This window comes from Streptomyces durocortorensis, assembly GCF_031760065.1.
Lineage (GTDB): Bacteria > Actinomycetota > Actinomycetes > Streptomycetales > Streptomycetaceae > Streptomyces.
Genome location: NZ_CP134500.1, coordinates 5,845,463 through 5,869,841, shown reverse-complemented (window position 1 = coordinate 5,869,841; position 24,379 = coordinate 5,845,463). Strand labels below are relative to the sequence as shown.

Sequence of the window (24,379 nt, the reverse complement as noted above, 5' to 3'; positions counted from 1 at the left end):
GGGAGGCCTGGCCAGCGGGGCGGGTGAGCTGGCAGGATCGCGCGCATGTCCCACGCTCGGTCCCGATTCGGCCTCCGGCGCACCACGCAGACGAGCGCCGTCCTCGCGGTCGTGCTCGGGCTGCTCGCGTGGTGGCTGCTGCCCCAGCGGGAGGGGGACCCGAGCGGGTCGCTCACCTTCTCCACAGGAGTGCCCAGCGGCGTCTACCAGCGGTACGGGGAGCGGCTCGAAGGGGCACTCGCCAAGGACATGCCCGAGGTGTCGATACGGCTGCGGACCAGCGAGGGCTCGCAGCAGAACCTCGCCCGGGTCGCGACGGGCGAGGCCGACTTCACCATCGCCACCGCCGACGCCGTGGCCACCTATCTGCGGGACGGCAGGCCCGGGGCCCAGCGGCTGCGCGGCTGCGTCCGGCTGTACGACGACTACGTCCAGCTGATCGTCCCCCGTGACTCCGACGTCCGCACGGTCGCCGATCTGCGGGGCAAGCAGGTGGCCGTCGGCCAGCAGGGCTCCGGGGTCCGGCTGATCGCGGACCGGCTGCTGACGGCGGCGGGCCTCGACCCGTCCGAGGACATCACCCCGGTGCCGGTGGGCATCGACACCATGCCGATCCGGCTGATCCAAGGGCAGTTGGACGCCTTCTTCTGGTCGGGCGGGCTGCCGACCGCCGCGGTGCAGGAGCTGTCGCAGCGCTTCGACATCCGGCTGGTGCCGCTGGAGGCAGCCCTGGTCGCGAAGTTGCAGGCGGCGAACGGTCCCACCCGCTTCTACCGGTCGGCGATGATGCCCGCCGACGCCTATCCGCTGGCCCAGCAGGGCCAGGCGGTGCCCACGGTCGCCGTCTCCAATCTGCTCGTCACGACCGACCGCACGGATTCGGCGCTGACCGAGGCCTTCACCCGGACCGTGATCAACAGCCGGGACCGGATCGGCCGTGAGGTCCACGCGGCGCAGCTGGTGGATCTGCGGACGGCGATCTACACGGATCCGCTGGATGTGCACGAGGGGGCCAAGGACTACTACCGGTCGGTGAAGCCGTAGGGGCGCAGAACTCCACGGCCGTGAAGCGGTGGGCTTGCCCTCCCGTGGCGGGCGCCCCTCACCCCTGCGCCGGATTGCGGGGCACCGAGACCCGCACCCGCAGCCCGTGCGGTTCGTGGTGTTCGTACGCGATCGAGCCGCCGCCCGCCGCGAGCAGCACCCGGGAGATGGAGAGGCCCAGGCCCGATCCGCTGACGTTCTGGTGGCGGGTGCTGCGCCAGAAGCGGTCCCCGACGCGCTCCAGCTCCGCCTCGGTGAGGCCGGGGCCCCGGTCAGCTACCACGACGGTCGTCGCGGCGGCTGTAGCGGCGACCGTGACCCGTACGACCTGTCCGGCGGGAGTGAACTTCAGGGCGTTGTCGATCACCGCGTCCAGGGCGCTGGAGAGCGCGATGGGGTCGGCCCACGCGGTGGCCGCCGGGGCGCCGTCCAGGGTGAGGCCCACGCCCTTCCGCTCCGCCATCGGGCGCCAGGAGGCGACGCGCTCGGCGGTGAGCGGGACGATGTCGATGAGCTGGAGGTCCGCCTCGGCGTGCTCGGCCAGCGCGAGGTCCAGGAGGTCGTCCAGGACCCGGGCCAGCCGCTTGCCCTCGGTGCGCACGGCGGCGATCTCCTCGTTGCCCTCGGGCAGTTCCAGGGCGAGGAGCTCGATGCGCAGGAGCAGGGCGGCGAGCGGGTTGCGCAGCTGGTGGGAGGCGTCGGCGACGAAGGCGCGCTGCTGTTCCAGCACGTCCTCGACGTTGTCGGCCATCTCGTTGAACGAGCGCGCCAGGCGCCTGAGCTCCGGCGGTCCGGCCGAGGCGGCGACCCGGGAGCGCATCCGGCCGCCGGCGATGTCGTGGGTGGCCGCGTCCAGGGTCCGTACCGGCAGCAGCACCCAGCCGGTGAGCCGGACGGCCGCGCCGATCGCCACCAGCAGGGCCAGGGCCTCGCCGAGGCCGATGAACAGCCAGGTCCGCAGAATCCTGGACCGCATCTCGCCGGTGGGCGAGTCGATCACGACGACGGCGACCACGTCCCCGTCGCGCACGACGGGCGAGGCGACGACGACCCGGCCGTCGTGCCAGGGCCAGACCTGCGGGGGGTCGTGCGAGCGGCGCCCGAGGAGCGCTTCTTTGAAGGCCGTGCGCCCCTCCCCCGCGACGGGCAGGGTCCAGAAGCTGGGGGCCTTCGCCAGGGGCCGGTGGTCCCGGAAGAAGACGCCCGCCCGGATGTCGTAGACCGAGGTGTAGACCTCCAGGTCGGTCTGGAGGGTTCGGCGGCGCTCCTCGCTGTCCGGGGAGGTGTCGGTGATGGACTGTGCCAGGGCGGCGAAGCGCGCGGTGTCGTCGATCCGGTCGATCACGAGGCGCTGCTGTTCGGCGGCGGCCACGCTCACCGCGAGCGGGAGGCCCAGGGTGATCAGGATGGCCGCCATCAGGATGATGAGCAGCGGAAGGAGACGGGCGCGCACCGGGGACGTACCCGCCCGTTACGCGGACGGGGCGACGAGCCGGTAGCCGACGCCCCGCACGGTCTCGATCAGGGCGGGCAGCCGCAGCTTGGAGCGCAGGGAGGCGACGTGGACCTCCAGCGTGCGCCCGGTCCCCTCCCAGCTGGTGCGCCACACCTCGCTGATGATCTGCTCGCGTCGGAAGACGACACCGGGGCGCTGGGCGAGGAGGGCCAGCAGGTCGAACTCCTTGCGGGTGAGCTGGACTTCGGCACCGTCGACGCTGACCCGCCGGGTGGACAGCTCGATGGCGACCGGACCGAGGCGCAGGGCGGCCGCGGGGGTCGGCGCGGTGTCCTCGCCACTGGTGGTGCGCCGGGCGACCGCGTGGATACGGGCGAGCAGCTCGCCGGTGTCGTAGGGCTTGACTACGTAGTCGTCGGCGCCGAGGTTGAGTCCGTGGATGCGCGAGCGCACGTCAGCGCGGGCGGTCACCATGATCACGGGGGTCGCGGTGCGCTTGCGGATCTTCCCGCACACCTCGTAGCCGTCCTGATCGGGCAGGCCGAGGTCGAGGAGGATCACCCCGAAGGGCTCCTTCTCGGCGGGCAGTAGCGCGCGCAGGGCCTCCTCGCCGTTACGGGCGTGCACGACCTTGAACCCGTGCCGCGCGAGCACGGCGGACAGGGCCGCCGCGACGTGGTCGTCGTCCTCGACGAGCAGCAGTCTCATGACCCTCCTCTCCGTCCTCCCGGGCCGTCCGGCTCCTCGGGGTCGTTCGCGTGACCGCTTCCACCGTCACATGGCGTCAACCGTTGCAGGGCGTCACCGGATGAAGCCCGACATTAACGCGTGCTTCATCCACAAGATCCCCGGCGAGGCTCCCCGTTCAGCGGCGTTTCACATATCTCTCGCATATCTCCCGCTCCAGGCATCCACGCTGATGACCGGCACGCCAGTCAAGAGCCTGTCGGTTACAGCACGGTTTCCGTTATGCACCCGGTACGCCTCGGGGCGGCGCGTGACGTCCCGTTCACACGGAGTGTCCGGTTGCGGCCGGATCGTTATGCTCAATTTCCGCTCAGATGTAATGACGCTGGTCGCACTGCGTCACTAGGGTCCTTGGCAACCGAGGAGGACGGAGCAAGAAGCCGATGAGCGGAGTTTCAGTGACCAAGGCCGCCGAGGGTGCCGCGCCCGCGGCGAACGACCTGGTCGTACTGAGCAACGTCAACAAGCACTTCGGCGCGCTGCATGTGCTCCAGGACATCGACCTGACCATCGCCCGTGGCGAGGTCGTGGTCGTCATCGGACCTTCCGGGTCCGGCAAGTCCACGCTGTGCCGCACGATCAACCGCTTGGAGACGATCGATTCGGGCGCGATCTCGATCGACGGCAAGCCCCTGCCCCAGGAGGGCAAGGAGCTGGCCCGGCTGCGCGCCGACGTGGGCATGGTCTTCCAGTCGTTCAATCTCTTCGCACACAAGACGGTGCTGGAGAACGTGATGCTGGGTCAGGTCAAGGTCCGCAAGGCCGACAAGAAGGCCGCGGAGGAGAAGGCCCGGACCCTGCTCGACCGGGTGGGCGTCGGTGTGCAGGCCGACAAGTACCCGGCGCAGCTCTCCGGTGGCCAGCAGCAACGCGTCGCGATCGCGCGGGCGTTGGCGATGGACCCGAAGGTCATGCTCTTCGACGAGCCCACTTCGGCTCTCGACCCGGAGATGATCAACGAGGTCCTCGAAGTCATGCAGCAGCTGGCCCGGGACGGCATGACGATGATCGTCGTCACGCACGAGATGGGATTCGCCCGCTCCGCCGCCAACCGCGTCGTGTTCATGGCCGACGGGAAGATCGTCGAAGAGGCCACGCCCGAGCAGTTCTTCAGCAATCCTCGCAGCGACCGGGCCAAGGACTTCCTGTCGAAGATCCTTCACCACTGACGGCCGAACGCCCGACGCCCGAGCACTGGGCGATCGAATGCCTGACGACTTGGCGCCTGAACGCCCGACGACAACGACCCATGACCTAAGGACTGTTCACATGAAGCTCCGCAAGTCGGCCGCCGTCGCGGCCATCGCCGTACTCGCCCTGACCGCGACCGCGTGCGGCGGCAAGGAGGGCTCCGCCGGTGACAAACCGGGCGGCACGAAGCCCGGTTCCTCCGAGGCCCCCGCGCTGCCCACGTACACCGCGGCCAAGGACGTCGACCTGGACTCGCCGGTCTTCAAGAAGGCGAAGCAGCGCGGGAAGCTGATCATCGGCGCCAAGGCCGACCAGCCCTTCCTCGGTTTCGAGGACCAGTCGACCAAGGAGCGCTCCGGCTTCGACATCGAGATCGCCAAGATGGTCGCGGCGGACCTCGGCTTCACGGAGAAGCAGATCGAGTGGAAGACCGTCGACTCCGGCGTCCGTGAGACGGCCATCTCCAAGGGCCAGGTCGACTACTACGTCGGCACCTACACGATCAACGACGAGCGCAAGAAGCAGGTCGGGTTCGCCGGTCCCTACTACAAGGCCGGCGCGGACCTCCTGGTCCGCAAGGGCGACGACTCGATCAAGGGCAAGGATTCGGTCAAGGGCAAGAAGGTCTGCTCTATCGTCGGCTCCACGCCGCTCCAGGAGATCAAGAAGCCCGAGTACGGCGCGAGCGTCGTCGAGCTGGCCAAGTACTCCGACTGCGTGCAGCAGCTGCTGACCAAGCAGGTCGACGCCGTCACCACGGACGACTCGATCCTCAAGGGTTACGCCGCCGCCAACTCCGGCAAGCTTGAGGTCGTCGGCGAGCCGTTCACCGACGAGCCCTACGGCGTCGGCCTGGACAAGGACGACAAGGTGCTGCGCGAGGCCATCAGCAAGTCGCTGGAGGATCGCGTCAAGGACGGCACGTACAAGAAGATCTACGAGGGCACGCTGGGCCTGTCCGGCGCGGAGTACACCGACCCGCCGGCCATCGAGCGCTACTGACACCCGTCGGCCGCCCGGCCGCTGACACCCGTCGGCCGCCCGGCGGCTGACATCTCGTCACCGACGCCTCGCGTGTGACCAAGGCGTCCCGTACCCCACCGCTGCCCGAGCTCCCTCGGGCACGGCGGGCGTGCGGGGCGCCCCTTCCCCTGCCCCCGATGCCGATGACCGCCGACGCGGAGACCTCATGAACGTACTGCTCGACAATTTCCCAGCGTTCCGCGACGGCTTCATAGGAACCGTGTCGATCACCGCCGTCAGCTCGGTTATCGCCCTGGTCCTCGGTGTGGCCATCGCCGGATTCCGCGTATCGCCGGTCCCGCCGCTGCGGTACTTCGGCACCGCGTGGGTCACGCTGATGCGCAACACCCCGCTGACGCTGCTCTTCCTGATCTTCTTCTTCGTCGTGCCGGAGATCCTCTTCCCGGGGATGAGCCCGTTCGTTCTCGGCTCGCTGGCGCTCGGCTTCTACACCTCCTCGTTCGTCTGCGAGGCGGTCCGCTCCGGCATCAACACCGTGCCGCTGGGCCAGGCCGAGGCGGCTCGCTCGATCGGCATGACGTTCGCCCAGACACTGCGAATCGTGGTGCTCCCCCAGGCGACCCGGACCGTGATCCCGCCGCTGAGCAGCATCTTCATCGCGCTCACCAAGAACTCCGCGATCGCCGGGGCCTTCAGCAACGCCGAGCTGTTCGGCTGGCAGAAGCTGATGAGTGACAAGGGATACGACATCATCCCCGTCTTCATCTGGGTGGCCCTCGGTTATCTGGTCGTCACGTTTACCATCAGCGGCCTCTTCCGGCTGCTGGAGCGTCGCATGGAGGTCGCCCGATGAGCGCCAGCGTTCTCTACGACGCCCCGGGCCCCAAGGCCCGCGTCCGCAACCGGATCTACGCCGTCGTCGGCACCCTCGCCATCGCGGCCCTGATCCTCGTGAGCGTGCTGCGGCTGGCGGACAAGGGCCACCTGGCCCCCGAGATGTGGGACATCTTCAACTACTCGGGCATCCGGCAGAACATCGCCGACGCGGTGCTCGCCACACTGAAGGCGTTCGGGCTGGCCGCGGTCGGCTCGCTGGTCCTCGGTGTGCTGCTCGCGGTGGGCCGGCTCTCCGACCACCAGCCGATCCGCTGGGCGGCGACGACCTTCATCGAGCTGTTCCGCTCGCTCCCCCTCCTGATCACCATCTACGCCATCTGGGTCGGCTTCCTCACCGACCACTCGATGTGGGCACTGGCGGCGGGCCTGTCCGTCTACAACGGCTGTGTCCAGGCCGAGGTCCTGCGCGCCGGAATCAACTCGGTGCCCAGGGGCCAGAGCGAGGCCGCGTACGCGCTCGGCATGAGCAAGACGCAGGTCATGGTGACCGTCCTGATGCCGCAGGCCATCCGGTCCATGCTGCCGACGATCATCAGCCAGCTCGTGGTGACCCTCAAGGACACCTCGCTCGGCTTCATCATCCTGTACCCGGAACTGCTCCAGACCGCGCGTCTGATCGCCTCCAACACGCAGGTGAACGGCCAGTACCCGTACGTCTCGACGATCGTCGTCATCGGCACCATCTACATCGCGATGTGTCTGGTGCTCTCGGCACTGGCGACCTGGATCGAGAAGCGCGGCCGTCGCGCCAAGACCGGCATCAAGGTGGCGCCCGGCGTCCAGACCGACGGCATCTCCACGGTGGACGACATCCCGGCGGCGAACCCGGGGGGCGCAGGGGGCGCGGGCACCGGGGCCGACGGTGCCGACGGGACCGATGTGACGAAGAGCTGATCCCCACCGGGCCGTCCCGGCGGGAGCATTCGAGGCAGCGGCGCACGCGTCGCTGCCTCGGTCACTTGACGCAAGCACCACCAGTGGGTTGCATACGTTCTGTGATCACGCACCCGGCTTCCCCTGCCACGTTCCGCATGGCCGTGCGAAACGTCAGCATGACCGTACGGCCCGTCAGCATGCCTGTGCGGACCGGGGGGTACGCGCTGTGGACCCGGTGATCGTCGTCGGCGCCGGACCGGTCGGTCTGACGCTGTCGCTGACCCTCGCCGCCCAGGGGGTCCCCTCGGTCGTCCTCGACGAGGGCCCCGGCACCGAGGAGACCCGGCTCGCCCGCACGGTCGTGCTGCGGGAGGACACCGCCGATCTGATGGGCCGTCTCGGCTGCCGGGATCTGGACCGGGCCGGGCTGCGCTGGGCCGGGTGGCGCTCGATGCGCCGGAAGCAGCTGGTCCGGGAAGTGCCTCTGGGTGAGGGCCCGGAGGGCGAGGACGGCCTGCCTCGCCCCGCGCTCCTGCCCGCCCCGCTCCATGTTCCGCAGCACGCTCTGGGCACCGCGCTGCGGGCAGCGGTCGGCGCGGCGCCGCTGGTCCAGCTGATGCCGCTGAGCCGGATCGACACCCTGGAGCAGGACGCGCACGGCGTCACGGTGCACACCAGGGAGCCCGGTTCGACCTGGTGGCGCGGGAGTTACGTGGTCGGCTGCGACGGCGCCCGGTCGACCGTGCGCAAGCTGCTGGACATCCGGTTTCCGGGCCGTACGGCGGTGGAGCGGCACGCCGTCGCCGCGCTTCGGGCCGAACTGCCCTGGCCCGGCGAGGCCGTCCTGCACCGGCAGCCCCCCTGGCGCACCGGCGGCGCCGAGGTCACCGCCCGGCCGCTGCCGGACGGCGTCTGGCGGTTGGACTGGCTGCTGCCGCCACGCGGCGAACTGGTCACCCCCGAAGCCCTGATCACCCGCATCCGGGACACCCTGGCGGGCTGGTGCGGCGAGACCCCGGCGTACGAGCTGCTGGACACCGGTGTCCACACCCTTCACCACCGGCTCGCCCGCCGCTGGCGGCGACAGCGCGCCTTCCTTGCGGGGGACGCGGCACATCTGCTGGGCGCCCTGGGCACCCAGGGCCTGGACGAAGGCCTCCGGGACGCCGAGAACCTGGCCTGGAAGCTGGCCCACGCCTGGCACCACGGCCCTGCCGAGCAGTTGCTCGACAGCTACCAGTCCGAGCGCCGGGCAGCGGTGGCCGCCCGGCTGCGCGCCGCCGACCAGTCCCTGCCGATACTGCGCGGCGGGGGCGGCCTGCGGACCCTGGTCCCTGGAGCCGCACGCGGCCACGACACCCTGCTCGCCGACGGCCATCTGGGCCGCGGAGCCCTGGGGGCGCCCCCCTCGTACTCACACTCCCCCCTTTCACCTCCACGCGCCGAGGCGCACACAGCCGTCGGTACGCCCCCCGGTGCACCGGTCGCCGATGTACGGGTGACGGCGCCGGACGGGACGACGGTGCGCCTGCGCGAGCGGCTCGGGCAGGGGCATCCGCTGGTCGTCCTGGTCGCTCCCGGGACGGGGGTGTGGGACCGGCGGCACTGGCAGACCGCGGGCGTCATGCCGCGCCTCACGGACGCCGTGGCGGCGCTGCCCGTCACGGCGGAGCTGCTGGTCACCGAGAACTACCCGGGAGCCTCGGCGCACACCGTCCTCCTGATCAGGCCGGACGGGCACCTGGTAGCGGCCTTCGGCGGCGTAAGGCCCGCGGAACTGTTCGCCGCGGCCCGGGCCGCGCTGGGCGGTGCGGGCCACGGTACGGAGGGGGGCGCGGAACCGAAGGGACCCGAGGGCCCGGAGAGAGCGGAGCAGGCAAAGAAAGCGGAGGCGGAGAAGGTCGAGGTGGAGAAGGTCGAGAAGGCGGACGAGCCGGAGGGGGGCCTGGACGACGATGCTGCGGGACACGAGCAGCGGTCCCAGGCCCGGGCCCGGGTCCACGCCGACGGGACCGCCGGGATCAATTGACCGTCACGGGTGCACATGGTGTACTCCAGATCATGACCGACACCGATGTGCGCCTGTGGCGGAGGGTCCATATGGACCTCGTCCGTTACGCGGGCTGCGTGTGTCGCCCGTCCTGCTGAATCGCCTTCCTCTGCCGGTCCGTGCCGCTTCCGCACGGCCGGGCTCGCGCGCGAACTCTCAGGACGGTCCTCGTGTCTTCCCCTCACCCCGCCGTGCCGACGGCTGCTTCCGTACCTTCTCCCGCCACTCCTGCCGCTGTTGCCCCAGCCCCTGTAAGTGACTTCGGCCCGGGCTCTTCCGCCGGTCCCACGGTCGCAGAGCTGCTGGACTTCGCCCGCCGCAGTGCCGAGGACTCGGCGCTCATCGCCTCACTCCCGCTCGATCCGGAAGGCCGCACCTGGATCCGGCTCGACGGACCGGGCGGCAGCGAGGCCTGGCTGATCGGCTGGCCCCCGGGAACCGGCACGGGCTGGCACGATCACGCCGATTCGGTCGGCGCGTTCACCACCGCGGCGGGCGCGCTCAAGGAACACTCGCTGGCCGTGCGGCTGCCCACCGACGGCTGGAAGACCCTGGAACTGACCGACGGGGTGGACCGGACGAGGGAACTGGAGGCCGGCCAAGGCAGGGCCTTCGGGAAGCACCACGTCCACGAGGTGCTCAACGAGTCCGACACCCTGCACGCCGTCTCAGTTCACGCCTACTACCCGCCGCTGCCGCGCATTCGCCGGTTCAGCCGCACCGGCGCGGTGCTCCGCCTGGAGCAGACCGAGAGCCCGGAGGACTGGCAGTGAGCGAGAACCGGACCGGAAACACACCGGACACGAACGCTTCGGCCACCGTGGGCATCGACGAACCGACCACCGTAGGCATCGACGAACTGCTGGAGCGGGTCAGGGCCGGGTACGACCGGATCGGCCCGCACGAGGCCGCCGCGGCCGCCGAGGCCGGGGCCCTCCTGGTGGACATCCGGTACGCGGCGCTCCGCGACCGGGACGGACTGGTCCCGAGTGCGCTCGTCGTCGAACGCAACGAGCTGGAGTGGCGGCTCGACCCCCGGGGCAGCCACCGCGCCGCCGAGGCCGTCGGCCACGACCTCCAGATCGTGCTGCTCTGCAACGAGGGGTACGCGTCGAGCCTCGCGGTTGCCTCACTGCGGCAGCTGGGGCTGCACCGGGCCACCGACCTGATCGGCGGCTTCCAGGCCTGGCGCGCCGCCGGCCTCCCGGTCACCTCACCACCGCCCGAGGCCTGACGGAGCCCAGGGAGGCACGGTCACTGCCCTGACGGTCACCGCCCTGGCGGCGTCCGTTCCTCCCTCGACCCTGGACCCCGAGGCCTGCGGCCCCGGGTGCCCCACACCCGAACGCCACGTTCCAGTAGAGCAATCGCCGTGCGTGACCGACATTCGCCTCACATAGAGGACCGAAATGTACGGAGATGACGCACTCATGGCGACCGCTGTCCTCACCCCCGACCAGCTCGACGACCAGGCCGCCCGGCTGCACGACTCCCAGGCGTGGCAGCGGATCGTCACGGGTTGGGAGCACACCGCCCCGGAGCCTGCGCTCCCCCCGGCCAGGCCGACGCGGCCCGCGCCCCCGCGCCCCGCCGACTGGCGGATCCTGCTCTCCGTCCCCGTGGACCGGCTCATCGACGACTCCTTGCGGGCGCTGCCAGCTGCGCCCCCGCACGAGCGTCCGCTACCGGGGCGACTTGGTGCGATGCTGCCCGACCGCCTCCACGTCTGGCGGCGGGTCGGCCAGGGTGACCTGCGCCCCTCGACCCACCTGGGCTACGCCCGGCAGATCCTGGCCGAATGGGGCTGGCAGAACACCCCGTACCGGCTGCGGAACGCCCGTGGCGCACGCTGCGTCTGCGGTGCCATGGTCTCCGCGCACCGCCTCGGCTATGGCTCCCTAGACACGGTGAACCGGGCGGGCGCCTGGCTGATCACCGAGCTGCGCTCGCAGGGATGGCCCGGCCTGATCGGCCCCTGGAACCGCCACCCCGGCCGCACCGCCGCCGACGCCCTGGCCCTGCTCGACACCACGATCCGCCGCGCGGCCCTGGCCGGACACTGACACAAACAAGCCCCGTGCCACGCCTTACTCCCTCACTGCCTTGCTCCCCCGCTCCCCCTATGGCTCGGCTCCCCCGTTCCTCCCTCATGAGGCTCGGCTCCCCGTTTCCCTGATCCCATTCCCCGTAGGGCTCGGGCCCCCCGTTCTGTCCCCGTTCTGTCCCTTAGGGCTCGGCGCCCCCGTTGAGCACGACTCCCCTGCTCTGCCGCCCCTCCCCCGTAGTGCTCGTCTCCCCCCGTCCCCTCGCGCCCTGTAAGGCGGGTCCCCTCGTCGGCCTCAGAAGGGCTCGTCCAAGCCCTCCGTGTCCTCGCCCTCCTCCTCCAGCGCCTGACGCACCACGCGCAGGGCCATGCCCTCCCCGTATCCCTTGCGTGCGAGCATCCCCGCCAGTCGGCGCAGCCGCTTGTCGCGGTCCAGACCCCGCGTGGAGCGGAGCTTGCGGGCCACGAGCTCGCGTGCCGTTTCCTCCTCCTGGTCCGCGTCGAGCTGTCCGACCGCCTCGTCGATCACGGCGGAGTCCACGCCCTTAGTCCGCAGCTCGCGGACGAGGGCGCGGCGGGCGAGCCCCCGGCCGTGGTGCCGGGACTCCACCCACGCCCCGGCGAACGCCGCATCGTCGATCAGCCCCACGTCCTCGAAGCGCGCGAGGACTTCTTCAGCGGCCTCGTCCGGGATCTCCCGCTTGCGCAGGGCGTCCGCGAGCTGCTTGCGCGTTCTGGGCGTGCCGGTCAGCAGCCGCAGGCAGATATTGCGCGCCTGCTCGACCGGGTCACGCGGCTCCCCCTTCTCGGCCCTCGACGAGGAAGGGGAGCCGCTGCTTCTGCCGGAGCGGGCACGGCGGCCCGCCCCTTCAGTGAACCCGCCGTCCGCGTCCGCACCACCGCGCGAGCGGCGCCCGGAGCGCCCCTCGGCACCGGACCCCGGCCCGGAGGCGAACGCATCGGTGGCCCCGTCGCCGAATCCGGACCCGGCACCGGGCTCGGCGGGGCTGTCCGGCCACTCCGTACGACGTGTCACGGCCTAGCTCTTGGCCGCCGCGGTCTTGGCGGGCTTGGCCTTGGCCGCCGCAGCGGTCGCCGGCTTCGCCGCCCCTTCGGCCGCCGGGGCCGCAGCCGTGGCCGCGGCGGACTCGCCCGACGCGGCGTCCGGGCGGACGCCGACACCCAGCTTCTCCAGGATCTTCTTCTCGATCTCGTTGGCGAGGTCGGGGTTGTCCTTGAGGAAGTTGCGGGCGTTCTCCTTGCCCTGGCCCAGCTGGTCGCCCTCGTACGTGTACCAGGCGCCGGCCTTGCGGACGAAGCCGTGCTCCACGCCCATGTCGATCAGACCGCCCTCGCGGCTGATGCCCTGGCCGTAGAGGATGTCGAACTCGGCCTGCTTGAACGGCGGAGCGACCTTGTTCTTGACCACCTTGACGCGGGTGCGGTTACCGACGGCGTCGGTGCCGTCCTTGAGCGTCTCGATCCGGCGGATGTCGAGGCGCACCGAGGCGTAGAACTTCAGCGCCCGGCCACCGGTGGTGGTCTCCGGGGAGCCGAACATCACGCCGATCTTCTCGCGGAGCTGGTTGATGAAGATCGCGGTGGTCTTCGACTGGTTGAGCGCGCTGGTGATCTTACGGAGGGCCTGGCTCATCAGCCGGGCCTGGAGACCCACGTGCGAGTCGCCCATCTCGCCCTCGATCTCCGCACGGGGCACCAGGGCCGCGACGGAGTCGATGACGATCAGGTCCAGGGCACCGGAGCGCACCAGCATGTCGACGATCTCCAGCGCCTGCTCACCGTTGTCCGGCTGGGACAGGATGAGGCTGTCGATGTCGACGCCGAGCTTCTTCGCGTACTCCGGGTCAAGCGCGTGCTCGGCGTCGATGAACGCCACCGAGCCGCCGAGCTTCTGCGCGTTCGCCACGGCGTGCAGCGTCAGCGTCGTCTTACCGGAGGACTCCGGTCCGTACACCTCCACCACGCGGCCGCGTGGCAGGCCGCCGACGCCGAGGGCGACGTCGAGGGCGGTCGATCCCGTGGGGATGACCTCGATGGGCTCGTTGGGACGCTCGCCGAGGCGCATCACCGCGCCCTTGCCGAACTGTCGTTCAATCTGTGCGAGTGCGGCGTCCAACGCCTTCTCGCGGTCGGTTCCTGCCATGGGTTCCACCCGATTTGCTTGAGTCGATCGCTTCACGTCAAAGACGCTAACCCCTGCCACTGACAATGGGCCTCGACGTCCTCCCGGCCTGTGGACAACTCCACGGTCGAGCCCGGGAAACCCGGCCGGAAATCCCATCAGAATGGATGTTCGATTTCCATGTCAAGCGCACCACGCGGGACCTGTGGACAACGCCATCAGCCACGGCCGAGTCTGCGCTCCTGATGGATTCACCCTATATTCGTCCGGTATGGGAGTGAGTGCGGAACGCGGAACACCCGGCCCTGGGCCTGTGGCCGAGTCCGACCTGCCCGGCCCATCCGACCTACCCGGCTCGTCCGTCCCATCCGACCTGTCCGACCTGTCCGACCTGTCCGGCCGTGTGGCACTCGTCGCGGGAGGCACCCGCGGGGCCGGCCGGGGAATCGCCGTCCAGCTCGGTGCCGCCGGTGCGACCGCGTACGTCACCGGCCGTACGAGCGGTTCCAAGCGCTCCGAGATGGACCGGCCCGAGACGATCGAGGAGACCGCTGCCCTGGTCGACGCGGCGGGCGGCCGTGGCATCCCCGTCCAGGTCGACCACCTGGACCCCGACCGGGTCAGCGCGCTCGTGGCTCGTATCGCGAGCGAGCAGGGAGCCCTGCACATCCTGGTCAACGACATCTGGGGGGCCGAGATCGAGTGGAACAAAACGGTCTGGGAGTCCTCGCTCGACACCGGGCTGCACACCCTGCGGCTGGCCGTCGACACCCACGCCATCACCAGTCACTTCGCGCTGCCGCTGCTGATCGAGACACCGGGAGGCCTGGTCGTCGAGATGACCGACGGCACGCAGGAGTACAACGCGTCCCGCTACCGCGTCTCGTTCTTCTACGACCTGGCCAAGGCCGCGGTGAACCGGATGGCCTTCGCCCTCGCCCATGAACTCGCACCGCACAGGGCGACCGCCGTGGCGCTCACCCCGGGCTGGCTCCGGTCCGAGGCGATGCTCCAGGCCCACGGAGTGACCGAGGCCACCTGGCGCGACGCGATCGCGCACTCACCCCACTTCGCGATCTCCGAATCCCCCGCGTACGTCGGCCGCGCGGTGGTCGCCCTCGCCCGCCACGCCGACAGGGCGCGCTGGAACGGGAAGTCGCTCTCCAGCGGCCATCTCGCCCAGGTGTACGGCTTCACCGACGTGGACGGCAGCCGCCCCGATGCCTGGCGGTATCTGACCGAGGTCCAGGACCCGGGCCTGCCGGCCGATGTGACGGGATACCGCTGATCCGTGTCGTTCGGAGTCGGAGTCGGGCATGCGTTGATTCGTATCGCCCTGATGGACATCCGTATTCCCGGGGCCGACGGCCTGGAGTCCACCCGCCGCATAACCTCCGACCCGCTCCTTCAGCGGCCCGGGGGGCCGCCCTGACCACCTTCGACATGGACGGCTACGTCGTTGGGGCGCTGCGCGGCGAAGCCTCGGGCTTCCTGGTCAACGGCACCCGAGCCGGATGGAACTGCTTGTGGCTGCGGGCCGGTCTCAGCCGCCCGCCCGCCCGGGGCCTCCGAGCGTCCGGCGTATCCGGGTGAGGACCGGCGCCCCGCTCCGGGAGCGGGGGCCGTCGTGCATCCTGGGGTCGTCGGTGACGTCGTACCGCTTCACATAGGCGCCGAGGAACGCCTGGAGCGTGGCGACGGCGGGAATGGCGATCAGCGCGCCGATCGCGCCCAGCAGGGCCGTCCCGGCGATGACCGAGCCGAAGGCGACCGCGGGGTGGATGTCGACGGTCTTCGCGGTCAGCTTCGGCTGGAGGACATAGTTCTCGAACTGCTGGTACACGACGACGAACCCGAGCACCCACACCGCGTACCAGGGGTCGACGGTGAAGGCGATCAGCATCGGCAGGGCGCCCGCCAGATAGGTGCCGATGGTGGGGATGAACTGCGAGACGAGGCCGACCCAGACCGCGAGCGCAGGGGCGTAGGGCACTCCGAGGATCACCAGCAGGATGTAGTGCGCGACGCCGGAGATGAGCGCCATCAGGCCGCGGGAGTAGATGTAGCCGCCGGTCTTGTCGACCGCGATCTCCCAGGCGCGCAGGACTTCGGTCTGCCGGGCGGGCGGCAGTACGGAGCACAGGGCGCGACGCAGCCGGGGGCCGTCGGCCGCGAAGTAGAAGGAGAACAGGAAGATCGTCAGCAGCCGGAACAGCCCGCCTAGGACCGTGGTGGAGACGTCCAGGACACCGGTGGCGCTGTTCTGGACGTACTTCTGGAGCCAGTCGGAGTGCAGCAGGCTGTCCTGGACCTCGACCCGGGAGAGCTCCGTGCGGAAGGTCTGGTTGACCCAGTTGATCACCGAGTCGATGTACTTGGGGAAGTCGTCGACCATGTCGAGGATCTGGCCCGCGAGCATCGACCCCAGCAGCACGACGAACCCGATGCCGAAGATCAGCAGGCCGAGGAAGACCAGGAACGTGGCCAGTCCGCGCCGTATGCCGCGCGCCGACATCCGGCCCACCGCGGGCTCGATGGCGAGTGCGAGGAAGAAGGCGATCAGCACGTTCGTCAGCAACCCGATGAGCTGGTCGAACGCCCAGCTGCCGAGCTGGAAACAGGCGTACAGCGCGAGGGCCAGGACCATCGCGCGCGGCAGCCAGCCGGGCATGCGGGCCGCGCCGGACGGCGGCGCGGGTGGCGCGGCCGGCGGGACGGACGGCGGGGCGGGCTGCTGGGTCGGGACGGTCTCGTCTGTCGCTGACACGGGACAAGTCTCGCCTACGCCACTGACAGCGGAACTCCCTGCCCCGATTCCGGAGTCAGCGCCGGCCTCGCCCCATTCCGGAGGTCAGCGCTTGGAGGTCAGCGTTTGTCCGCGGGCACGTCCATGGCGGCGCAGACTCCGCGCCAGACGTCCTTGGCGTCCCAGCCGGCGTTCAGGGCCTGATGCACCGTACGGCCGCCGAGCTCGGCCATCACATGGTCACGGGCGAAGGAGTCCGAGTACGCCGCACCGAAGTGGTCCGCCATCCGCTCCCAGAAAATCGTCAACCGCATGACATCAGTATCGCGCTCCTGAGAGTGCAGCCCGTCCGCGTGGCATGTGCCGGGCCCTCTTTCCGTTCTACGGTCGCTCCATGGCTGGAACCGGATCAGACCCCCTCGCCCGCGCCGAGCAGTTCATCTGGCTGACGGCGCGCGTCCTCGAACAGCGGAGGTTCGCCCATGGTTTTCTGGGCGGAGATCCCGACGCCGTCGAAACGGCCCTGACCGCCTATCTGAACGAGGACGGCGGTTACGGTCACGCGCTGGAGCCCGACCTGCGTGGTCCGGTCAGCCAGCCCCTGCACACCGCCCACGCCCTGAGCGTTCTTGACTCGATCGACCGCTGCAATGGACCGCGGGTGGAGCGAATCTGCCGCTATCTGACCGAGGTGTCCACCAAAGAGGGGGCGTTACCCGCGCTGCTCCCTTCACAGCGGGGGTATCCCGCGGCACCGTTCATCCCTATCGTCGACGATCCGCCGGCGGAGCTGTTGGCGACCGGTCCGGTCGTCGGGCTGCTGCACCGCAATCAGGTGTGGCACGCCTGGCTGTTCCGGGCGACGGATTTCTGCTGGAGCGCAGTCGATGCCCTGGAACAGTCCCACCCCTACGAGATCGAGGCGGCGGTCGCCTTTCTGGACGGCGCCCCGGACCGGGCCCGCGCCGAGGTGGCGGCCGACCGGCTCGGTCGGCTGGTGCGCGAACAGCGGCTCGCGGTGCTCGATCCGGGGCGCCGGGCCGAGTATCCGGTGGCGGCGGGCTACGCACCGGGGGAGCTCCACTTCCCGCACGACTACGCCCGTACGCCCGGATCGCTGGCTCGCCGCTGGTTCACGGACGCGGAACTGGGACGCTCGCTCGACCATCTGTCCGCCCAGCAGCAGGACGACGGCGGCTGGCCCGTGAACTGGCGGCAGTGGGCGCCGGGAACCGCGCTGGAAGGACGCCCCCTGGTGACACTCAGGGCGTTGGACACACTCCGCGCGTACGGCCGCGGGCTCGGCTGAGCCCTCAGCCCAGCGCGCGTACGACGGCCGTCACGACCACGGCGGAGGCGACGACGACCAGGAAGTGAGCGCGCAGCACCAGGGCGAGGGCGGCGGCGGCGAGCCCGGCGGCCCGGGCGTCGAGGGCCAGCTCCTCGCCGGTCCCGAAGGTCTGCTGCGCTGTGAGCCCGGCCAGCAGCGCCACCGGGAGCAGTGCGGCCATCCGCTGGACGAGCGGCCGCTCCAGGGCGCCTGCGGGCACCAGCAGCCCGAGGAGTTTGGCGACGTAGCAGCCGACGGTGGTCAGTCCGATGGCGATCCAGATGGTCATCGGCGTTCTCCGGTGGCGTCGGTGCCGTTCGTCGTGGGCGTCGGCCACTTGCCGCGCCCCATGAGGAAGAGGACGACGGGAGCGGCGAGTGCGGACAGGAGCACCGGAACGCCCGCGGGCAGGACCGGCAGCAGGCCGAGCGCCAGGACGACGGCCAACCCCGCCGTGACGCGTTCGACGGCGCTCCTGAGCATCGGCGCGAGCAGCGCGAGGAACACCGCGGGACTCGCCGCGTCCAGCCCCCAGGCGCCCGTGTCGCCCAGGGCGCCCGCCCCGAGTGCTCCGATCAGCGTGGTGAGGTTCCACAGGACGTACAGGGTGAGCCCGGTGACCGTGAAGCCGATGCGCGCGGCACGCCGGGTGGGCTGTGGCAGGGTGACCGCGGTCGTCTCGTCGATCACCCAGTGGGCGGCGAAGGGCCGCACCGCGCGGGGAAACGCGAGCAGTTGCGAGAGCCGCAGGCCGTAGAAGGCGTTCCGGACACCGAGGAAGAACGCGCCGGCCGCGGCCGTATAGGGGTTGCCGCCCGCGGCGAGTGCGCCGACCAGGGCGAACTGCGAGGCGCCGGTGAAGACGAGGAGGCTCAGCGCGCAGGTCTGGAGCAGGCTGAGCCCGGACCCGGCGGCGGTGACTCCGAAGGCGAAGCCGGAGAGCCCGACGGCGATACCGACGCCGAGCGCGTCCCGGACGACGGCCGCGTCGGGCTTGTCGGCCTGGACGTCGGCCTCATCGGGCCGGTGAGCCGTGCCGTACCCGGCCGCCAGGACGTCGGGCGTCGGGCCGGGTGGTTCGGCGGCTATGGCACCGGTCGCGCCGGTGCACTCTGGGGGTGCTGTCTGTTCTGCCACGCCCGGCACGCTACGGGGACTGGCGAGGCCCGGTCTTGTACGTTCTTGCACGCTCCCGCCGGTACGCGCCGGGCGGCACCCCCACGATCCGGGTGAAGTGCCGGTTGAGGTGCGGCTGATCGGTGAAGCCGACGGCTGTCGCGGCCTCGGCGGGGGCGACGCCCGTGTCCAGGAGGCGGCGGGCCCTGCGCACCCGGGCGTCGGTGAGCCAGGTGTGCGGCGGCATCCCGAATTCCTTCTTGAAGGCCCTCAGCAGCGCGAACGTGCCGGTGCCCAGCTCGGCCGCGAGCGCCTCCAGCGTGGGCGGAGCGGCCATGCGTTCTTCCAGCACGGCACGGGCACGCGCGGCGTCACGCGCGCCCCCGGCGTGCGCAGTCGGACGGGGCAGCGGGCTGCCGTGCCGACTGAGGAGCCGGACGACCAGGACCCGCAGCAGACTGTCGGCGGCCAGCGCGTTGCCCTCCTCGGCGGCCCGGTGCACCTCGCCGATCAGCCGGGAGGCATGGGGGTCGGTTGCACGAGTCTCGGCGAAACCGACTGTGCCGCGCAGGGACGTCACCTCGGCCGCGATGTCGTTGACGACCCGGGCCGAGGGATAGAGCGTGGCGTACACCCAGCCCTCGGGCGATCCGGAACGGGCGGTGTGCGGAACCTCCGGGTTGATCATGACGACGGTGCCGGGCACCGCGTGGACCGTGCCGCCCGGCAACCCCACGTCCTCCACCCCGCGCGTGACCGCTCCGAACACGTACCCCTCGTGACTGTGCCGGGGGAAGGTGTGGCGGACGTACCGGGCACGCAGCAGATCAAGGTCGGGCAGCTCGGCGTACTGCCAGTGCCTCGCCCATTCCTCCGTACCGTCCGCTCCCGCCATGTCAGCCATTCTCGCAGGTCCCGGGCGTGCGGCAGGAGCCGAGCGGGCGTCGGGGCAGCGGTTCACCGGCCCGTTGTCAGTGGCGGGGTGCACGATGGGGGACATGACCGGCTCCGCTCTCGATTCGTTCTCGCCCGCGACCCGCAGCTGGTTCGCCGGGGCCTTCAGCGCGCCCACCGCCGCGCAGGAGGGCGCTTGGCGGGCCATCGGCGAGGGCAGCGATGTGCTGGTTGTCGCGCCGACCGGTTCCGGCAAGACGCTGGCCGCGTTTCTCGCCTCGCTGGACCGGCTGGCCTCCGGTCCACCGCCCGCCGAGGCGAAGAAGCGCTGCCGTGTGCTGTACGTGTCCCCGCTCAAAGCGCTCGCGGTCGACGTCGAACGCAATCTCCGCTCCCCGCTGACGGGCATCCGGCAGGAGTCGGTGCGCCTCGGCCTCCCCGAGCCGGAGGTCCGGGTGGGGATTCGGTCCGGCGACACCCCGCCCGCCGAGCGGCGCTCGATGGTGACCAGGCCGCCGGACATCCTGATCACCACGCCCGAGTCGCTGTTCCTGATGCTGACGTCCTCCGCCCGGGATGCGCTGGCCGGCGTCGAGACGGTGATCCTCGACGAGGTGCACGCGGTCGCAGGGACGAAGCGCGGCGCCCATCTCGCTCTGTCCCTGGAGCGCCTGGACGAGCTGCTGCCCCGCCCCGCCCGGCGCGTCGGCCTGTCCGCGACGGTCCGGCCGGTCGACGAGGTGGCCCGCTTCATCTCGCCGCAGCGCAAGGTGGAGATCGTCCAGCCTCCGTCCACCAAGGAGTTCGATCTGTCGGTGGTCGTGCCGGTCGAGGATCTGGGCGAGCTGGGCGGCTCCCCCGCCACCGACGGCGACGCGGGGCAGGCGGAGAAGCCCTCGATCTGGCCGCATGTCGAGGAGCGCATCGCCGACCTGGTGCAGGCGCACCGCTCCACCATCGTCTTCGCCAACTCACGACGGCTGGCGGAGCGGCTGTGCAACCGGCTGAACGAGATCGCGTACGAGCGGGCCACCGGCACCGCCTTCGACCCCGACGCCCCCGCCCCCTCTCTGCCGGAGGCGCCCGCCCCGGCGGAGATCATGGCCCAGTCCGGGGCGGGCAAGGGCGCGCCCGCGCTGCTGGCCCGCGCGCACCACGGCTCCGTCTCCAAGGAGCAGCGCTCCCAGGTCGAGGAGGACCTGAAGGCGGGCCGACTGCCCGCCGTGGTGGCCACCTCCAGCCTGGAGCTGGGCATCGACATGGGCGCGGTCGACCTGGTGGTCCAGGTCGAGTCCCCGCCCTCCGTCGCCTCCGGTCTCCAGCGCGTGGGCCGGGCGGGGCACCAGGTGGGCGCGGTCTCCACCGGTGTGGTCTTCCCGAAGTACCGAGGCGACCTGGTGCAGGCCGCCGTGGTCACCGAGCGGATGCGCGAGGGGGCCATCGAGGCGCTGCGCATCCCGTCCAATCCGCTGGACGTCCTGGCCCAGCAGCTGGTCGCCATGGTGGCCCTGGACAGCTGGCAGGCCGACGATCTGCTGGCCCTGGTCCGGCGGGCCGCCCCGTTCGCCTCGCTCCCCGAATCGGCGTTCACCTCCGTGCTCGACATGCTCGCGGGACGCTATCCCTCCGACGCCTTCGCGGAGCTGCGCCCCCGGGTGGTGTGGGACCGGGTCGCCGGTACGGTCACGGGCCGCCCCGGCGCGCAGCGGCTCGCCGTCACCTCCGGCGGCACCATTCCGGACCGCGGGCTCTTCGGGGTCTTCCTGGCGGGCGCCGACCCGAAGAAGGGCGGCGGCCGAGTGGGCGAGCTGGACGAGGAGATGGTCTACGAGTCCCGGGTGGGTGACGTCTTCACCCTGGGCACGACGTCCTGGCGGATCGAGGACATCACCCGGGACCGGGTCCTCGTCTCGCCCGCCCCGGGCGTTCCGGGGCGGCTGCCGTTCTGGAAGGGCGACCAGCTGGGCCGCCCGCTGGAGCTCGGCCGGGCTCTGGGCGCCTTCCTCCGCGAGATCGGCGGTCTGTCCGAGGAGGACGCCCGGCTGCGGCTGCTGGCCGCCGGGCTCGACGCCTGGGCCGCGGACAACATCGTGGCCTATCTGGACGAGCAGCGCCGGGCCTGCGGACACGTCCCGGACGACCGGACCATCCTGGTCGAGCGGTTCCGGGACGAGCTGGGCGACTGGCGGGTCGTCGTGCACTCCCCGTTCGGCGCCCAGGTGCACGCCCCGTGGGCGCTTGCCCTCTCCGCCCGCCTCGGTGAGCGGTACGGAATGGACGCCCAGGTCATGCATGCCGACGACGGGATCGTCCTGCGCCTGCCGGACGCCGACCTGATGGGCCTCGACCTGCTCGACTTCGACACGCCGCCCGCCTCGGACGTGGGAAGTGACGCCCCACCGCCGGGGGCCCTGGCGTACGACAGCGACCAGCCGCCGGTCGCGGCCGCAGACGTCGTCTTCGATCAGGGCGAGGTCCAGCAGATCGTGACCGACCAGGTGGGCGGTTCCGCGCTGTTCGCCGCCCGGTTCCGCGAGTGTGCGGCGCGCGCCCTGCTGCTGCCCCGGCGCTCCCCCGGCAAGCGCACCCCGCTCTGGCAACAGCGCCAACGTGCCTCCCAGCTGCTCCAGGTCGCCTCCGAGTTCGGCTCGTTCCCGATCGTCCTGGAAGCCGTCCGCGAATGCCTCCAGGACGTGTTCGACGTCCCCGGGCTCACGGAACTGATGGGTGACCTGGAGGCACGCCGGGTCCGGCTGGTCGAGGTGACCACCCAGGAGCCCTCACCGTTCGCCCGCTCGCTCCTCTTCGGTTACGTCGCCCAGTTCCTGTACGAGGGCGACTCACCGCTCGCCGAGCGGCGGGCGGCCGCGCTCTCCTTGGACTCCCATCTCCTCGCCGAGCTGCTGGGCCAGGCGGAGCTGCGCGAACTGCTCGACCCCGAAGTTCTCACCGAGCTGGAGCGGGAGCTCCAGTGGCTCACCGACGACCGGCGGGTCAAGGACGTGGAGGGGGTCGCGGACCTGCTGCGGGTGCTCGGCCCGCTCACCGACGCCGAGCTGGCCGAGCGGGGCGCCGAGCGTGCCTGGGCGCCACAGCTGGCAACGGCCCGCCGGGCCATCCAGGTCCGGATCGCCGGGGCCGACCACTGGGCGGCGATCGAGGACGCGGGGCGGCTGCGCGACGCCCTGGGCACCGCGCTGCCCGTCGGAGTGCCCGAGGCGTTCACCGAACCGGTGAAGGACCCGCTCGGCGACCTCCTCGCCCGCTTCGCCCGGAAGCACGGCCCGTTCACCGCCGCCCGGGCCGCAGAGCGCTTCGGGCTCGGCACCGCCGTCACGGACGGCGCGCTGCAACGGCTCGCGGCGTCCGGCAGGACCGTCCAGGGCGAGTTCCATCCGGCGGGCATCGGCCAGGAGTGGTGCGACGCCACCGTGCTGCGCCGCCTCCGCCGCCGTTCGTTGGCCGCGCTGCGCCAAGAGCTGGAGCCCGTGCCGCCCGCCGCCCTCGCCTCCTTCCTCCCGCAGTGGCAGCACTTCGGCTCCAACAGCCTGCGGGGCATCGACGGGCTGGCCCGCGCGATCGAACAGCTCCAGGGCGCGCCCGTGCCCGCGTCGGCGCTGGAGAAGCTGATCCTGCCGAGCCGGGTCATGGGCTACACCCCTGCGATGCTCGACGAGCTGACAACCACCGGCGAAGTCGTCTGGGCCGGTGCCGGGGCGCTGCCCGGCAAGGACGGCTGGGTCTCCCTCTATCTCGCCGACAGTGCACCGCTGCTGCTGCCCGCGCCGCACCCGCTGGAGCTCTCGGCGCTGCACGAGTCCGTGCTCACCACGCTGTCCGGTGGGTACGGCCTGTTCCTCCGCCAGATCGCCGACCAGATCCGGGCCACCACCCACCCGGACTGCACGGACCAGCAGCTGGCCGACGCCCTGTGGGAGCTGGCCTGGTCCGGGCGGCTCACCAACGACACCCTCGCCCCGCTGCGCTCGCTCCTGGGCTCCGGCCGGACGGCGGGCTCCACCGCCCACCGCTCCCGGCGCAGCGTCCCGCGCGGGCGCTACGGCTCGCTCACCGCCGCCGCCCGCCCCGCCTCCCGCACCGGCCCCCCGACGGTCTCCGGCCGCTGGTCCCTGCTGCCCCCGGCCGAACCGGAACCGACCCACCGCGCCCACGCCCTGGCCCGCACGCTCCTCGACCGGCACGGTGTGGTGACCCGGGGCGCGGTGCAGGCCGAAGGGGTGGAGGGCGGCTTCTCCGCGACGTACCGCGTCCTGGCCGCCTTCGAGGACAGCGGTCAGGCGCGGCGCGGCTATGTGGTGGAGGGGCTGGGGGCCGCCCAGTTCGCGATGGACGGGGCGGTGGACCGGCTGCGGGCGGCGTCCACGGCCCGCGACCGCCGGGACCCAGGTGCCACGCCCCAGGCCCTGGTGCTCGCCGCCGCCGACCCGGCCAACGCCTATGGCGCAGCCCTGCCGTGGCCGGAGTCCCCGGATGGCGCGGGGCACAAGCCGGGCCGCAAGGCGGGGGCGCTGGTGGTCCTCGTCGACGGCGAGCTCACGCTCTACATGGAACGCGGCGGCAAGACCCTCCTGGCCTGGCCCTCCGACCCCGACGCTCCCGCACTGCGAGCGGCAGCGGAGGCGCTGGCTGCCTCAGCTCGCGCCGGAGCACTGGGCACCGTCACGGTGGAGCGCACTAACGGCGTCTCCTCCCTCACCTCCCCGCTGGGCCGGACCCTTGAGGCGGCCGGTTTCCTCGCCACCCCGAGAGGCCTGCGCCTGCGCGCCTGACCCGCGGCCGCCGGGACGTGACCGTGCTCAGCCGCAGGTCGGGCGCGGGTCGACGCACAAGCGATCCGACG

Annotated in this window: 22 protein-coding genes; 13 read left to right on the top strand and 9 right to left on the bottom strand. The window is 71.5% G+C overall.

Annotated features, from left to right (window positions below; genetic code table 11):
* The first annotated feature begins 45 nt into the window (after positions 1–45).
* The gene (locus RI138_RS25995; protein WP_096628512.1) at positions 46–1,044 is read left to right on the top strand and encodes a TAXI family TRAP transporter solute-binding subunit; all 999 of its coding nucleotides are present in this window, start codon (positions 46–48) and stop codon (positions 1,042–1,044) included.
* A 58-nt stretch (positions 1,045–1,102) separates the two neighbouring features.
* On the opposite strand, the gene RI138_RS25990 is transcribed toward RI138_RS25995, so the two are convergent.
* On the bottom strand, positions 1,103–2,497 hold the full coding sequence (locus RI138_RS25990; protein ID WP_311121830.1) for a sensor histidine kinase: 1,395 nt from the start codon (positions 2,495–2,497) through the stop codon (positions 1,103–1,105).
* Positions 2,498–2,515: 18 nt separating this feature from the next.
* Positions 2,516–3,208, bottom strand: coding sequence for a response regulator transcription factor (locus tag RI138_RS25985; RefSeq protein ID WP_311121829.1), 693 nt, complete (start codon positions 3,206–3,208; stop codon positions 2,516–2,518).
* Positions 3,209–3,630: 422 nt separating this feature from the next.
* Between RI138_RS25985 and RI138_RS25980 the strand changes: the two genes are divergently transcribed.
* The 9 genes from RI138_RS25980 to RI138_RS25945 all read left to right on the top strand — a co-directional run bounded on the left by RI138_RS25980 (position 3,631) and on the right by RI138_RS25945 (position 11,308).
* Positions 3,631–4,416, top strand: coding sequence for an amino acid ABC transporter ATP-binding protein (locus RI138_RS25980; protein ID WP_311121828.1), 786 nt, complete (start codon positions 3,631–3,633; stop codon positions 4,414–4,416).
* A 100-nt stretch (positions 4,417–4,516) separates the two neighbouring features.
* Positions 4,517–5,440, top strand: coding sequence for a glutamate ABC transporter substrate-binding protein (locus tag RI138_RS25975; protein WP_311121827.1), 924 nt, complete (start codon positions 4,517–4,519; stop codon positions 5,438–5,440).
* 187 nt (positions 5,441–5,627) lie between these two features.
* The gene (locus RI138_RS25970; protein ID WP_311121826.1) at positions 5,628–6,275 is read left to right on the top strand and encodes an amino acid ABC transporter permease; all 648 of its coding nucleotides are present in this window, start codon (positions 5,628–5,630) and stop codon (positions 6,273–6,275) included.
* Complete coding sequence (locus RI138_RS25965) at positions 6,272–7,213, top strand: amino acid ABC transporter permease (RefSeq protein ID WP_311121825.1); 942 nt, start codon at positions 6,272–6,274, stop codon at positions 7,211–7,213. The genes RI138_RS25970 and RI138_RS25965 overlap by 4 nt, the downstream gene beginning before the upstream one ends.
* 208 nt (positions 7,214–7,421) lie before the next feature.
* A complete protein-coding gene (locus RI138_RS25960) occupies positions 7,422–9,224 on the top strand; it encodes an FAD-dependent monooxygenase (RefSeq protein WP_311121824.1) in 1,803 nt (600 codons plus the stop codon).
* Positions 9,225–9,256: 32 nt separating this feature from the next.
* The gene (locus RI138_RS32425) at positions 9,257–9,343 is read left to right on the top strand and encodes a putative leader peptide (RefSeq protein ID WP_311605579.1); all 87 of its coding nucleotides are present in this window, start codon (positions 9,257–9,259) and stop codon (positions 9,341–9,343) included.
* Between the two features lie 72 nt (positions 9,344–9,415).
* Positions 9,416–10,018 (top strand): cupin domain-containing protein, encoded by a 603-nt coding sequence (locus RI138_RS25955; protein ID WP_311121823.1) that lies wholly within the window; start codon positions 9,416–9,418, stop codon positions 10,016–10,018.
* 47 nt (positions 10,019–10,065) lie between these two features.
* Positions 10,066–10,479, top strand: coding sequence for a rhodanese-like domain-containing protein (locus RI138_RS25950; RefSeq protein WP_311123013.1), 414 nt, complete (start codon positions 10,066–10,068; stop codon positions 10,477–10,479).
* 196 nt (positions 10,480–10,675) lie between these two features.
* Positions 10,676–11,308, top strand: a complete 633-nt coding sequence (locus tag RI138_RS25945; RefSeq protein ID WP_311121822.1) for a DUF6197 family protein — start codon at positions 10,676–10,678, stop codon at positions 11,306–11,308.
* Between the two features lie 276 nt (positions 11,309–11,584).
* On the opposite strand, the gene recX is transcribed toward RI138_RS25945, so the two are convergent.
* Both recX and recA read right to left on the bottom strand, forming a co-directional pair.
* Positions 11,585–12,325 carry a recombination regulator RecX gene (gene recX, locus RI138_RS25940; protein ID WP_311121821.1) on the bottom strand — a complete coding sequence of 247 codons (741 nt, stop codon included), beginning with the start codon at positions 12,323–12,325 and terminating at the stop codon, positions 11,585–11,587.
* Positions 12,326–12,328: 3 nt separating this feature from the next.
* Positions 12,329–13,453 carry a recombinase RecA gene (gene recA / locus RI138_RS25935; RefSeq protein ID WP_311121820.1) on the bottom strand — a complete coding sequence of 375 codons (1,125 nt, stop codon included), beginning with the start codon at positions 13,451–13,453 and terminating at the stop codon, positions 12,329–12,331.
* Between the two features lie 361 nt (positions 13,454–13,814).
* Here recA and RI138_RS25930 point away from each other — a divergent pair, with 361 nt between their 5' ends.
* Positions 13,815–14,720 carry an SDR family oxidoreductase gene (locus RI138_RS25930; protein ID WP_311123012.1) on the top strand — a complete coding sequence of 302 codons (906 nt, stop codon included), beginning with the start codon at positions 13,815–13,817 and terminating at the stop codon, positions 14,718–14,720.
* A 255-nt stretch (positions 14,721–14,975) separates the two neighbouring features.
* Here the strand turns inward: RI138_RS25930 and RI138_RS25920 are convergent, their stop codons facing one another.
* The gene (locus RI138_RS25920; protein WP_311123011.1) at positions 14,976–16,103 is read right to left on the bottom strand and encodes an AI-2E family transporter; all 1,128 of its coding nucleotides are present in this window, start codon (positions 16,101–16,103) and stop codon (positions 14,976–14,978) included.
* Between the two features lie 194 nt (positions 16,104–16,297).
* On the bottom strand, positions 16,298–16,492 hold the full coding sequence (locus RI138_RS25915) for a DUF3046 domain-containing protein (protein ID WP_311121819.1): 195 nt from the start codon (positions 16,490–16,492) through the stop codon (positions 16,298–16,300).
* 80 nt (positions 16,493–16,572) lie between these two features.
* Between RI138_RS25915 and RI138_RS25910 the strand changes: the two genes are divergently transcribed.
* Positions 16,573–17,487 (top strand): hypothetical protein, encoded by a 915-nt coding sequence (locus RI138_RS25910; RefSeq protein ID WP_311121818.1) that lies wholly within the window; start codon positions 16,573–16,575, stop codon positions 17,485–17,487.
* A 4-nt stretch (positions 17,488–17,491) separates the two neighbouring features.
* On the opposite strand, the gene RI138_RS25905 is transcribed toward RI138_RS25910, so the two are convergent.
* Genes RI138_RS25905 through RI138_RS25895 form a run of 3 tightly spaced genes read right to left on the bottom strand, consistent with a single transcriptional unit; the run spans position 17,492 to position 19,519 of the window.
* Positions 17,492–17,797, bottom strand: a complete 306-nt coding sequence (locus tag RI138_RS25905; RefSeq protein WP_311121817.1) for an AzlD domain-containing protein — start codon at positions 17,795–17,797, stop codon at positions 17,492–17,494.
* On the bottom strand, positions 17,794–18,645 hold the full coding sequence (locus RI138_RS25900; RefSeq protein ID WP_311121816.1) for an AzlC family ABC transporter permease: 852 nt from the start codon (positions 18,643–18,645) through the stop codon (positions 17,794–17,796). Before RI138_RS25900 ends, RI138_RS25905 begins: the two co-directional genes overlap by 4 nt.
* A gap of 10 nt (positions 18,646–18,655) precedes the next feature.
* Positions 18,656–19,519: an AraC family transcriptional regulator gene (locus tag RI138_RS25895; protein ID WP_311121815.1), complete on the bottom strand. Its 864-nt coding sequence runs from the start codon at positions 19,517–19,519 to the stop codon at positions 18,656–18,658.
* Between the two features lie 103 nt (positions 19,520–19,622).
* Between RI138_RS25895 and RI138_RS25890 the strand changes: the two genes are divergently transcribed.
* A complete protein-coding gene (locus RI138_RS25890; RefSeq protein ID WP_311121814.1) occupies positions 19,623–24,308 on the top strand; it encodes an Lhr family ATP-dependent helicase in 4,686 nt (1,561 codons plus the stop codon).
* Positions 24,309–24,379 lie beyond the last annotated feature (71 nt).